Origin of the sequence: Rossellomorea aquimaris, assembly GCF_008180865.1 — a bacterium.
Classification (GTDB): domain Bacteria; phylum Bacillota; class Bacilli; order Bacillales; family Bacillaceae_B; genus Rossellomorea; species Rossellomorea yichunensis.
In genome coordinates, this window is record NZ_VTEX01000002.1 from 437,431 (window position 1) to 450,667 (window position 13,237).

General features: G+C 40.3%; 13 protein-coding genes. 2 read left to right on the forward strand and 11 right to left on the reverse strand.

Features of this window, described 5'->3' with window-relative positions; all coding sequences use genetic code 11:
• The first annotated feature begins 42 nt into the window (after positions 1-42).
• Complete coding sequence (locus FZC88_RS09745) at positions 43-1,140, forward strand: hypothetical protein (protein ID WP_148994639.1); 1,098 nt, start codon at positions 43-45, stop codon at positions 1,138-1,140.
• Positions 1,141-1,332: 192 nt separating this feature from the next.
• On the opposite strand, the gene FZC88_RS09750 is transcribed toward FZC88_RS09745, so the two are convergent.
• From FZC88_RS09750 to FZC88_RS09770, 5 genes are read right to left on the reverse strand one after another with little or no spacing between them, the layout of a single operon-like run.
• Entirely contained in the window at positions 1,333-2,340 is a 1,008-nt protein-coding gene (locus tag FZC88_RS09750; protein WP_148967752.1) for a proline racemase family protein, read from the reverse strand.
• Positions 2,341-2,368: 28 nt separating this feature from the next.
• The gene (locus FZC88_RS09755) at positions 2,369-3,646 is read right to left on the reverse strand and encodes a TRAP transporter large permease (protein ID WP_148967751.1); all 1,278 of its coding nucleotides are present in this window, start codon (positions 3,644-3,646) and stop codon (positions 2,369-2,371) included.
• Positions 3,631-4,143 carry a TRAP transporter small permease gene (locus tag FZC88_RS24725; protein ID WP_148994640.1) on the reverse strand — a complete coding sequence of 171 codons (513 nt, stop codon included), beginning with the start codon at positions 4,141-4,143 and terminating at the stop codon, positions 3,631-3,633. Before FZC88_RS24725 ends, FZC88_RS09755 begins: the two co-directional genes overlap by 16 nt.
• Before the next feature lie 14 nt (positions 4,144-4,157).
• The gene (locus FZC88_RS09765) at positions 4,158-5,180 is read right to left on the reverse strand and encodes a TRAP transporter substrate-binding protein (RefSeq protein WP_148994641.1); all 1,023 of its coding nucleotides are present in this window, start codon (positions 5,178-5,180) and stop codon (positions 4,158-4,160) included.
• 34 nt (positions 5,181-5,214) lie between these two features.
• Positions 5,215-5,883 carry a GntR family transcriptional regulator gene (locus FZC88_RS09770; protein WP_187443566.1) on the reverse strand — a complete coding sequence of 223 codons (669 nt, stop codon included), beginning with the start codon at positions 5,881-5,883 and terminating at the stop codon, positions 5,215-5,217.
• 701 nt (positions 5,884-6,584) lie between these two features.
• Between FZC88_RS09770 and FZC88_RS09775 the strand changes: the two genes are divergently transcribed.
• Entirely contained in the window at positions 6,585-8,129 is a 1,545-nt protein-coding gene (locus FZC88_RS09775; protein WP_148994643.1) for a metal ABC transporter solute-binding protein, Zn/Mn family, read from the forward strand.
• Positions 8,130-8,212: 83 nt separating this feature from the next.
• On the opposite strand, the gene FZC88_RS09780 is transcribed toward FZC88_RS09775, so the two are convergent.
• The 6 genes from FZC88_RS09780 to vanR all read right to left on the reverse strand — a co-directional run bounded on the left by FZC88_RS09780 (position 8,213) and on the right by vanR (position 12,907).
• Entirely contained in the window at positions 8,213-8,674 is a 462-nt protein-coding gene (locus tag FZC88_RS09780; protein ID WP_148994644.1) for a hypothetical protein, read from the reverse strand.
• A 24-nt stretch (positions 8,675-8,698) separates the two neighbouring features.
• Positions 8,699-9,100 (reverse strand): CBO0543 family protein, encoded by a 402-nt coding sequence (locus tag FZC88_RS09785; protein ID WP_316247532.1) that lies wholly within the window; start codon positions 9,098-9,100, stop codon positions 8,699-8,701.
• A gap of 213 nt (positions 9,101-9,313) precedes the next feature.
• Positions 9,314-9,919, reverse strand: coding sequence for a GNAT family N-acetyltransferase (locus tag FZC88_RS09790; RefSeq protein WP_148994646.1), 606 nt, complete (start codon positions 9,917-9,919; stop codon positions 9,314-9,316).
• 224 nt (positions 9,920-10,143) lie between these two features.
• Entirely contained in the window at positions 10,144-11,013 is an 870-nt protein-coding gene (gene vanY / locus FZC88_RS09795) for a VanY-A/VanY-F/VanY-M family D-Ala-D-Ala carboxypeptidase (RefSeq protein WP_148994647.1), read from the reverse strand.
• A gap of 90 nt (positions 11,014-11,103) precedes the next feature.
• On the reverse strand, positions 11,104-12,213 hold the full coding sequence (locus FZC88_RS09800) for a HAMP domain-containing sensor histidine kinase (RefSeq protein ID WP_148994648.1): 1,110 nt from the start codon (positions 12,211-12,213) through the stop codon (positions 11,104-11,106).
• The gene (gene vanR / locus FZC88_RS09805; protein WP_148994649.1) at positions 12,206-12,907 is read right to left on the reverse strand and encodes a vancomycin resistance response regulator transcription factor, VanR-F/VanR-M family; all 702 of its coding nucleotides are present in this window, start codon (positions 12,905-12,907) and stop codon (positions 12,206-12,208) included. The genes FZC88_RS09800 and vanR overlap by 8 nt, the downstream gene beginning before the upstream one ends.
• Between the last annotated feature and the right edge of the window lie 330 nt (positions 12,908-13,237).

A 13,237-nucleotide genomic window follows, 5' to 3' on the forward strand; every position in this document is an offset into this window, starting at 1 on the left:
AAAGTCCTCCATATTCTTCTATATAAAAAGGTGTGTGAGGCAATGAAAAAGTTATCTCTGCTATTTGCAGCTGGGTTACTTATTTTAGGAGGTTGTGCTGATCCTTCGACCACAGAGGAGAGTAAGGAGAAAGCACCGTCTTCCAATCAGAACGAATCCAAAAAGGAAAAAACGGAAAACGAAAAACCAGAGAAAGACGCACAGCCCTTCAAGCCGCTGGAACCGTCTGAAGATGCTGTTTCCCTGGATAAAACCCTATCAGAAAAGGAACAGCAGAACATCCCTGAAATGCAGGCGGCGCTGGTCGGAAACCCCGAGCGTACGGTTCCTGTCGGTGAGACACTTGCCGACGGAGTGAAAGACCCATCTGACGGACCATTGAAGGATCATCGGTTAGTTGCCTATTACGGAACGCCCGATTCTGAAAATATGGGGATTCTGGGAGAGATGGAGCCTGAGGAGTACATGAAGAAACTGAAGGAACAGACGCAAGCCTATTCTGACGCTGACCCCGACCGTCCTGCGGTTCCGACGATCGAGTTGATTACGACAATGGCCCAGAGTGAGCCTGGCCCTGATGGAGATTATGTGCGCATGACGTCAGAGGAGAATATTAAAAGGTATGTGGAGCTTGCGGAGAAGCATGATGCACTGGTACTGCTCGATATTCAGCTCGGGACAGACACGGTCATGGAGCAGGTGAAAATGGTCGAGAAGTGGCTTAAGCATCCGCATGTTCACCTGGCGATCGATACGGAATTCCACGTAGCTGAGGGGGAGAAACCCGGAGAAGATCTCGGACAAGTGGATGGTAAGGAAATCCAGAAGGCTGTCGAGTATGTCTCAGAGCTCACAGAAAAGAATGACCTTCCGGATAAATTCGTCCTCGTCCACCAATTTACCGGTGCCGTATTGACGAATAAAGAGGCAATCCAACCGACAGACAACGTCGAAGTCGCCATAAACTTTGACGGCTGGGGAGCATCCGCGGACAAGCAGGCTTTGTACGGAAAATACATACGTAATGAACCGAATCAGTATGGGGCATTCAAGATCTTTTATGATAAGGATGTGCCAGTCTTGGAGCCGGAAGATGTGTTGAAAATGGAACCTAGTCCTGCGATTATTAACTATCAATGATGCGAATAAAGCACAGGAACGACTCTCAAGGATGAACCTAAATCCAAAGCTCAGACTGAAAGCCGGTAATCGATATGATTACCGGCTTTCTATTGAAGTATCAATACACCCTAATACGCTTAAATGGAAGACCAACCCCCGATGGGTTAAAGAGCAAACGGACACCGGATCATCCACAAACCTTTACTTAACTCAATCCACCATAAAGCCATGCTTAAACGGATCATTAGAATCAATTAAGATATTATTGAACCCTGTTATGAAGGCTGATCCCTTCACTTCCGTTAAATATGCTTCTTTTTCTCCGAGAGCTACTTTTTCAATCGCTTTCCCGTAGAACTTTCCGCCTACAAACCCTTCACAGACGATTTCCTGCCCGACTTCCAGTTCTCCTCTCCCAATCATTCTTGATACCATTGCTGTTGTCCCAGTGCCACCTGGTGAACGGTCAGCTTGATTTTCACTAAAGACGTGAACATTTTTATAGGTTGCTTCTGGAATGGTAGGTTTTCCAAAGAACGTTACGATATCGATATGATTGATATATGGTTTCGTTGGATGTTGGACCTTTACCACTTTATTTACTTCTTCCTTAATGATTTTAGCCATTGCTTTTAATTTCGATCCATTGGACACATGAATTGTCTCTCCTAATTGGTCAATATCTACCCAGGCAAAATAGTTGCCACCGAAACTGATATCTACTTTGATCTCACCAAGTTCTCCTGCGTTTATGACAACATCCTGCTTTTCAAGGAAGCCTGGAACATTTTTAAAAGTTACGGAAGTGACTCGATTGTTCTCAACCTTCACACGCGGATAAACCAGACCGGCAGGGGTTTCAAGAACAAGTTCTGTCTCATCACCTTTCACTTCTACGAGTCCCGTTTCCACAATTGCCGTTGCCACTCCGATTGTTGCATGACCACACATATTCAAGAAGTTCGCGTTATCCATGTAAATAACGCCAAAGTCCACTCCTTCTTGTAATGGAGGCAGTAATACTGCCCCGAACATATCACGGTGACCCCTTGGCTCTTGAATCAGTGAGTTCCTGAACCATTGGTAGTGCTCAACCATATAATCCCGTTGTTCTGCCACTGTATTCCCTTTTAGCTTTAATAACCCCCCATTAATGACCCTTGTAGGTTCTCCGTATGTGTGGGTATCAATCACTTGAACGACATTTGTAAAATTCATTTAGCATTCTCCTTTTTATTAGAAATGATTAAATCATTAATCTTGGAATATATAACATTACATCGGGGAAGAAAATCATTCCGATTAAAGCTATAAATAGAACGAGTATAAACCAGACATTGTACCTGCTTACTTGAAGCATACTGACCTTTGCTATTGCGGTTGTTATGTAAAGCCCGCTGGCAACAGGAGGTGTTTGCTGTCCGATTGCCCAAACGATGATGACCACCATCGCAAATTGCATAGGATCAATGGATGTTGCCTGAACCAAAGGTAAGAACAGGGGCACAATGACAAGGACCATGACCGTTCCATCAAATATGAATCCACCAATGAATAAAATCAGACTGGCAATTAACATCAACATGATCGTGTTATCTGTGAATCCCATAATCGGTTCCAGCATCATTCGCCCGATTCCAAGAGATGAAAATGAAAATCCGAGTATCTTGGCTGTCGCTACAATCAGCATCACCAGTGCCGTATTGACGACACTTTCATTTAAAGCTTTAATAAAGCTTGACCATGTTAATTGTTTATAAATTAATCCTGCAATAATTCCACATAGTACAGCGATAGCAGCCGACTCAGTGGGAGTTGCGAATCCCGTTAAGATGCCACCCATTATAGCCACAGGGACGAGTAATGCAGGTAGGGCACTTATAAAGGTTTTAAACACTAGATTCCAGGAAAACGGATTTTCTTTAAAATCATACTTCTTCTTGGTAGAAATAATATAGACGACAATCATGTAACCTATGGCAATCGCAATGCCAATAGGAACGCCTGTTAAAAACAAGCTCGCAACGGATAATCCAGAGATAGAGCCGTACAGAATCATTGGTACACTAGGAGGAATAATAATGCCAAGTGATGATCCTGCAGAGGTTACCGCTGCGGCGAAACTTGGTGAATACCCCTTTTCTTTCATGGCTGGGATCATGATCTGTCCTACTGCAGCACTCGCTCCAGCTGCAGTTCCCGTTATTGCTCCGAAGAAGACCGACGCCACAACATTGACCATTCCTAAACCGCCTCTTACCATTCCAATAATGGCGAGAGCAAAATTAATTAACCTCACCGATATTCCACCGTGATTCATTAATGCCCCGGCCAACATAAATAAGGGAATGGCCAAAAGCGGGAAGCTATTTGTACCTAAATAAAGTTGTTGAATAATCAATTCTAACGTGATGTCCGAGTAATACATAATGAAGATTACAGCTGTTAGACCAAGTGTGAATGCAATTGGAACACCTATAGCAAGAAAAAGGAGAATTAACAGTAACATTAAGAGTGGGAGCATTCTTCACCCTCCTCTTTACCTGTTGTTGGGCTTGAAATTTCTTTAATATGGAAGATTATTTGAATCACAAAATCACATAACATGAGAAGAAAACTAATCCAAATAATACAATAAGGTAGCCCCATAGGAAGACCGGATACCGGCATTTTTATATTTCCAGCCTTTTGAATAAAGGTCCATCCCCAGTAACAAGTAATGAATAGAAACCAGATGACAAATCCTTTAGAAATGATCAAGAGATAGGGCTTGATTTTTTCAGGGATTTTACTTTCCAGGAAATCCATTTTCAAGTGATTTCCCTCAATTGTGCATTGATACGCTCCAAAAAAAGTAATCCAAATCATTGTGATCAATGATAATTCTTCCGGCCAGGATAAAGGATAATTAAAAAACTTTCTCGTTAAGACCTGTATTAGCAAGATTAAAAACATGAAAAACATGACCAGAATGTTTATGCTTTTAACAGAAAGATGTATATAGTGGCGTACTTTCTTCATGTAACACCAACCCTTTACTGTGTCTTAGTAATATCATCTATAAGTTCTTTTGAATTTCCGCCAATCTCTTTTGATACTTGATCCCATACTGGTTTGGTAGCTTCCTGGAATGGTTTGACGTCTTCAATCACTGTTACTTCCATCCCTTTCTCTTCTAACCCTTTTACCATTTCCTCGTCTTGTTCTTGGTTCATTTTACGATTCAAATCTCTACCTTCACCAGCAGCTTCGAGTATGATGTCTTGTTGATCTTTTGTTAGTGAATCCCATTTAGAAGAATTGATAAATAGTGTCGCCGGGGAATAAACGTGATTAGAAATCGTTAAATATTTCTGAACGTCATAGAAAGAGGAGCTGTTCACAACGGATAAAGGATTTTCTTGACCATCGATGGATCCTTGTTGTAAAGCTGTAAATACTTCAGACCATGCCATCGGTAAAGGACTCGACCCCAACGCTTTAAATGTTTCAAGTCTGACATCGCTTTCAGGTACCCTAATCTTCAATCCTTTGAAATCATCAATTTCTGATATTGGTCGGACATTATTGGTGATCTGTCTAAAGCCATCTTCCCAATAAGCTAAAAAGGTTAAATTGTGCTCGCTTAACTTTTCTCCTACCTCATCTCCAACAGGTCCATCTAATACTTCCCATGCTTGTTCTCGACTACTGAAAATGTAGGGCAATGAGAACAGATCCAGATATGGATTCATTTGAGATAGTGGTGTAGATGAAATACCTAAATCGATTGTTCCTATTTTCACACCTTCTTGTATCTCTCTACCGGATGCTGCAAGAGACCCATTTCCATGAACCTCTACTTTCACTTCCCCATTCGTTTTTTCCTCTACTATCTCTTTGAATTTCGTAGCGCCATGTCCCCAAGGGTGGTCCTCTGGTAATTCATAAGCAAAGCTTAAAGTGATTGGCTTATCTTCTCCCGCCTTTCCAGCTTCATTGCTGCATGCCGACAACAAAATAGCCATTGTGAACAGAATAGAAACCATCCATCTTAACTCCAATTTTTTTCTTATCATAGAAACACACTCCTTTTTCGTGGATTACACTTGATTAGTTAGGGACCGGTTTTAGATCTTCCAAGATCACATCTTCATATTCCGAGATGCCCTCTAAATGTTGCGTTACTAACTTTTTCACCAATTCCTTATCTCTCTTTCTCAATGCAAACAATATTTCTTCGTGTTCATCTATTGACCTTTGTGCCAGTTCCGGTCTTGAAATGAAAGAATATCTAAAAGATACAATGTAATCTTGCATGTTATTCAATATTGATACGATTCTAGAAAGGTTCGATGCTTCATTGATGGTCCGGTGAAACTGATCATTCAGTTCCATGATTTTTTGAGCATTGCCTTCAACCATAAGTTCTTTTGTTTTTTCTATTAAACTACTTAACTGATCAATATCCTCATCCGACAAATGGTCAACTGCGTGGTAAGCTGCCATAGGCTCTAACTGGGACCTAATCACGTGAATTTCACGAATACAACCGTGAGTCACACCCTTAACCAAGCAATAACGTCGTGGGAAGATTTCCACTAAACCTTCCAGTTCTAATTTATGAAATGCTTCTCTGACAGGGGTTCTACTAACACCTAATTGTTCTGCTACCTCCTTTTCATTCAACTTTTCACCCGGCTTAATTTCTTGAGAGAGAATCATTCTTCTTAATTCAGCGAAAGCGTTTTCTCTTATAAGAGTATTTGATATTTTTTTCATGTTATCTCTCCTTTGCACTTTCATTATATGACATACTGTATCCCAGTTCAATATTATTTTTAGATAACTTTTAATATTCAGATAAAAGTATATCTCTTATCAAAATTCCTCAATTAAACCAAAAACAAGAGTGAACGGAATTGAATTAAACTCCGGTTCACTCTTGTTTTAAATAAACATTTTAATAACGAATAGGTAGCTAACACCACTAATACCGGGGTCTGATCCCCGACACAATAATGGAAACAAGTACTGTGACGGCTTTCTTGCTTTGAAAGCATGAGAGCCGTCGTTCTTAAACAAAAATAACCCCATCATCATAACACCGTAGATTAATTTGAAAACAAATCAGAGCTACATTATGATGGGGGTCATCACTAGCTAGGATTACCAAAAGGAAAAAGATTTAGACGTATCTTATGTAAAAATCCAATTCAATACCGCCCCCAACCCAACACCCCCACCACCTCATACACTTGCAAACTCTCAATCAAAAATTCCAACTCATCCCCTTCACACATTCCATAATCAACATCCTATTTCCTCCTCTTTCATTAGTTCACTGCGGGGCCAATGTACCTGTCCCCTGGGCACCAAAGCGATCATTACTATCTACTGTCATCCATAAATCGTAACAATTACTATTTACAAATCGTAATTGTTACGATATATTATTTTAAGAAATCATAAGGAGGATATATATGAGGAAAAAATGGATGGCTTTATTTAGTTTATTAATGGTTCTCTCCCTTGCTGCATGTGGAGAAGGAAATAAGAGTAATAGTGAGGAACAGGAAGCGTCTTCAACTGATCCGGTGAAGATATTCACTACGGTATATCCCCTGCAGTTTTTTGCAGAACGGATTGCTGGTGAAGAAGCTGAAGTTGAATCACTGTTACCTCCAGGATCGGACTCACATACCTATGAGCCCACTTCTAAAGATGTATTGGCCATTGCTGAAGCAGATGCATTTATTATGAATGGCGCAGGGCTTGAGGCGTATGCTGAAAAAATCGCTAAGGCCGTAGAGGCTGAAGATGTGACAGTTGTTGAAGCAGCTGAAGGGATTGAGCTTAATGAAGGATCTCATGACCACGATCATGAAGAGGATCATGACCACGGTGATCACGATCCTCACGTTTGGCTGGATCCAATCCGCGCCATTGACTTAGCAGAGAACATTAAGAATACATTAATAGAATTGAAGCCTGAGGAAGAGGCACTGTTTAATGAAAACTTTGAAACACTCAAGGCGGACCTTGAAGCTCTTGATCAGGAGTTTGCCACTGAACTGAAAGCAACATCAGGCAATCACTTTATCGTCTCTCATGCCGCCTATGGCTATTGGGAAGAAGCGTATGGTGTACATCAGATTGCTGTTTCCGGATTGAGCCCGACACAGGAACCGTCTCAGAAAGAACTCCAGACAATTGTTGAGACAGCTAAAGAATATGGATTAAAGCATGTCTTTTTTGAACAGAACATCACGACGAAAATAGCTGGAGTCGTAAGGGATGAAATAGGTGCTGAAACACTCAGACTTCATAACCTGTCTGTACTGACAGATGAAGATATTGAAAATGATGAAGACTATTTTTCACTGATGAGACGTAACCTGACACAGTTGCATACAGCATTGGAACAAGCACCGACTATAGAACCGGAAGAGCACGACCATGAACACAGCCATGAATTAGATGAAGAAGCACAGAAGATTTATGATGGTTACTTTGAAGATGATCAAGTGAAAGATCGTGAGTTATCTGACTGGGAAGGTGACTGGCAGTCCGTTTACCCTTATTTACTGGATGGTACCCTCGATGAAGTATTTGCTCACAAAGCAGAAGACGGAGATAAGACTGCCGAAGAGTATAAAGAGTACTATACAATCGGATACAAAACAGGCGTCGAGCGCATCATGATTGATGGGGATACGTTCACCTTCTGTGAAGATGGAAAAAAATCGTCTGGACACTATACCTATGACGGGTACGAAATTCTAACCTATGAGAAGGGAAACCGTGGAGTTCGCTACATCTTCAAGCTTGCTGACGAGGAGGAAGGAAAGATGCCAAACTACATCCAGTTTAGTGATCACAGCATTGCCCCAACCGATTCACATCACTATCACTTGTATTGGGGAGATGACCGGGAAGAGTTACTGGAGGAAGTCGTTAACTGGCCAACCTATTACCCTTCTGACTTAAGCGGCGAGGAAATCGCTGATGAAATGATGATGCATTGATTTCCCAACCCTGAGAAAAGCACATTTGAATCTCTATTCTGCCAGGATGATATCCGGTGACCACATAATTGGGCACCGGATATTTATAATGAGGTAAACCTCAACAAAATGGCCCGAATGATAAACCCTGCCGCCAGTCCCGGAATCAGCGCAAGCATCGGCAGCCAAATCGGACCAAAGTGAACAGAGAGGAATGGTTTTGGGGAATACATAATTCCAACCGTAACAAAGTAGGCAGCGAAGGCAAATGGAATAAACGATAACGGAGGATTTTCTCCATCTGAAAATTTGTAGGCATCATACATCGCATACATGTAAACACATGGATAAAACATGATCCATTGGTAGTGGATTACTTCTTCAGCTTCCGAGATTCTGCCAAGAAAGCTATACAAGATAGACAGATTAAATGTACTCATGCTATTAATGATGAATTCTAATAAAATAAATAAGAATCCTTTTATGACATGACCATTCAACAGCTGCCCAAAGCCTGGAAATGCTATGCTCCATAACACCGCTTCTAGTTTTTGAGTCTTTTTCATATGACCAAACCTTAAGTTAACGATTTAATATTGAGTACTCTTGGCTTGATCCAATCTTTTAACGACGGATACAAGTCCCCTGATGATAAATAATGTGAAACTTACATAACCAAAGGTATGAAATGCCGACCACTTTTTCCATTGGATTAACTTTGTGTATTTCACAAGAAACCATTGAGTAATACTCATGGGAACACTCCAGGTCAAACTTTTCCAAAGGATCTTCCATAACCCGTCATTATACGTCTGTCTAACCCAGATCACACTCAACAATGGAAAAAACAACATATCAAAAACAATATTGGTCTTAAACACTCCTGGAAAAGGGCGAATTGGATAGGCAACACGTTTCTCCGACACAACATATGTATCAACTAGAGTGGACACAACGCCCTTTGAAAAGAAAACGATTAAGTTTTGCTTCATCATAGAACCCCTGAATAAGAATGGGAAGCAAATCAGGCATAAGGAAATGAGTACGCTTAACATTTTTTTCTCCACAACATGATCCTCCGTTTAAAGGTTTTGTTACTAGTATGATGTTAAGCAGGACCCGTTATGCCATCTCTTTTCTTCTAAAGTATCGGAGCTAATTGTACTAACCTGTTATTCCAGAAAATCAGTCATTCCATAGGCTCTTTAGTCCCCCACTTCTTTCACCTTCACATGCTTCATATAGACAAGATCATTGACACCACTTTTTTCACTGTGCTTTTGAGGTATACGCATGAACTCTGCAAAACCCAGTTTTTCATAAAGCTTGATGGCACTTATGTTGGTATCTGCTACCTCTAAGACATATTCGTCGTATGAAGTTGAATGTATGATCGATTTTAGCAGTTCAGTTGCCACACCTTGTCCTCTATACTTTACCGACGTTGCCACAAACTCTATTGCACCCATCTTTTCAGAAAGTTGAAAAGGATATTGCTTTTTCTCAAATTCTTTTTTGAGAATGACATAAGCAATACTCCCCATGAATAAGCCGAGGTGCTTTCTAAATTCACTATATTTCAGTCTTACAGAAGGTATATTGTTTGTAGTGCAAGCGGCTATAGCCGCAATACGATCGTCTACTACTGCCGTATAAAAGACCTCTTCATTAAACATATGGGCAAATGTCTTGTAAAGTTTAGCCTTATCTTTTGAAAAATAATTCAACCATTGATAGAAGCCGTCTACAAAGATTGTACTCATCTCATTTCTTCTATTACTTTCTGATTCACTCGCACGAATAATATTCATAGGTTATCCCTCTATTCTTTGTGAATGTATCCTGCATATTCATTAAGTTACTATTAATTCAATTTTTTTAGAACATATCCTTCATGTACCTAGGCAAACAATTCCCAAAGCGCGCATTAACCCAAAGATTGGCACCATAAAAATGAAAGGAAAAGAAGAATTGTCAAAACGAGTGCTGTTTTTTTAGCCATGTACCATCATGCCTTTCATTCATTTCGTTCGTCTCATTCCGCATCAGGAAACACGGTCACAATCACACCATCGATATTGTTACCTGAAATCTCATAACGAAGATCACGAGGCACATGGATGGTCGTACTTTTAGTAACAGGATAATATGAAATCTCATATTTTTCCCCATGTACACGAGCAGAAATCGTTTTTTCTTCTTTTAGATATTCCATATATTCTTCTAATACGAAATTCTTTGACTTCATAATGGCACTATGAGGGAAACCAACATAGCGGATGTGCCAAGGTTCATATTCAATTCCTGTTATGTCCGTTTTATTCTCTGGATAACGTAAAATGAATCCGTATTTCCAAGCGTTTTTTTCTATCCATTTTCCCTCTGGTGCATTAGCCATCTTCATTTGAGTAGACCCTACATCAAGGGATAAGCCCAGATTATGTTCACTGTAGCCTGCTGGCAAGGCATAGTCAGAACCCATATCTTCATAAAGAACACTTTGCTCATCAAAGCCCCGAAAGCCGCTCGTAATGGCGAAATGTCGAAGACTATCTTTTTTAGCAGCAGCAACCATCTCTGAGAATGTATGGGCAATATCCTCTGATAAATAAATGTCACTGCCTAACAACACGTACCCTTGTGCCAGTTCATTGTTTGCAGATAAATTGACAATATCCGATCGAATGCTTTCCTGGTGCACAGGATATTCACTGTTGACCAAAAGCAGGTCACCTCGATAGATATGATCTTCTGTTATTTTGATTTCTTGGGTATCAGCACCCTCAGCAATACCATTTTCAGATTGAACATGATTTTGTATTTTTACTTCTGGTTCGGACAAGGGTCCCATATAGACGAACGTTAACCCCAGGCAGGATAATATTAAAAATCCCCACTTCTTCATTTAGCTGTTTCCTCCTTACTCTTCGTTGCTTATAAGTGTAGGGAAAACTTTTTAAATAAAGAGTGGGGTAAATTTTAAATTTTTCTTAAATCATTCATTCGGTTTTTCACTATCCTGCGGCAAGCGCACTTCAAAAATGGTACGTATGATACTACTTTCGGCCGTAATGGTTCCATCATGCTGCTCCACGATATTCTTGGCAATGAAGAGGCCAATCCCGGTTCCGCCCCCTTGATGAGCTCGAGCTTTGTCACCGGTGTAAAACATATCAAAGAGATACGGCAGCTCATTCTGAGGGATGGGATCTCCATAATTCACAATCTGAATAACCACTTTCCCGGAATCAATAAAGCCATTAATATCCACAAACTGGCCATCGTTCCCATAGCGATTCGAATTGGTAAGAAGATTTTCAAACACGCGTGCCAAGAGCTCTCCATCACCCAATACAGGTAATTGCGGAGTCACATTCACTCTAGCGATCAAATCATTCTTCTCGAAGACAGGGTACAATTCCTCCTTTAATTGATTAAGGAGATCACTTACATTTATATGATTTTTTTTAATGGGCATTATGCCATAGTTCATTCGCGTGATTTCGAATAATTCATCGATCAGTCTTTCTAAACGCTGAGATTTTGTAAAAGCAATTGTTAAAAAATGTCTGACTTGTTCTTTCGTCAAATTCTGGTCCTTAAGGATCAAATCTAAATAACCTAAAACGGAGGTGAGGGGTGTACGAAGATCATGAGCTAAATTGACGACTAACTGCTCTTTACTACTTTCCGAGAAGTCCCCTCTTTCGATGGCTTGTTCCAATTTTTCACTGGCGAGATTGATGCTCTCGGCAAGATCACTAAACTCATCATTCGACACGATTTGAACCCGATGCTTGAAGTCACCCTGGGCGAGAGAATGAATTCCTTTTGAAATCTCATTAAAATAGGCTGAATAAGGCTTTGTAAGTAAAAAGAAGAAGAAGATCGAAAGCAGGATGAATACTAGTAAAAAAACGTTGAAGTCACCAATATTTCGTATGATAATGCGAAAATAACCTAATGAATCTCCATAATTCACATTTGAATAATAATACATTTGGAGTGCTTTAAAGAGTAGATATGTAAGAGCCGCAGACAACAGCATGCTTAGTCCCAGCAATAAGATCATTTTCGAACGGAAGCCTCGCAGTAATTTACCCATTGAATGTATACCCTACGCCCCAAACGGTTTTGATAAATTTATTCTTCCGTTTATCCTCTTCAAGCTTTTTTCGTAAGGTACGAATATGGACCATTACGGTATTCCCACCTTCAAAGTATGCATCCCCCCACACCTGCTGAAAAATATGTTCCACACCAAATACTTTCCCCGGGTGACTGGCCAGTAAGTACAAAATATCAAACTCTTTAGGCGTTAGTTCGATGTTTTCACCATATAGAGTCACTTTACGCTGATCGTGAGAAATAACCAATCCACCACTTTCCACGGAGCCTTTCCGTTCTGTAGTCGTCTTAGGTTGATTAAGCTTCAAAAAACGCCGCAGCTGGGCATTCACACGCGCAACCAATTCGATCGGGGTGAATGGTTTCGTCATATAATCATCTGCCCCAATGACAAGGCCCTGAACTTTATCGAAATCAGATGTCTTGGCACTCAAAAAGATGATGGGCATATTATGCTGATCCCGAATGCGTCGGGTGACTTCATATCCATCCATTTTCGGCATCATGATATCCAAAATCAGCAAGTCAATGACCTGAGTCTCGACCACACGAACAGCCTCTTCTCCATCCGATGCTTTCGTCACCTGGTACCCTTCTTTTTCTAGATGGATAGCAATCAGATCAGCAATTTCCTCCTCATCATCAGCTACTAAAATTGATAAAGGTTTCATTATTTCACTCCTTCTATAGTGACATCCGCTAAATCTCCATCGTTTTCTTACTAGCTGCCCCCTTGTTTTTGATAATCTTCGTGGCAGCTTATGGAATCATTTAGGGCTCTTATATTTATTTTCTATTATTTTTTCATAAGCATACTCTTTGGAGAGAAGATATCCAAAGGGATTTCATCATCGATTATAATTATTGTTTATTTACACATAAAAAAACCTTCAAGTGTGATAGTGTAAATGAAATTTCTTAAAAGAAGTATGGGAGAATTCTTAAATTTTTCTTAAGATCCTATTAAACGCGTAAAAAAAAAACGGTGCCTGCCCCCGGCG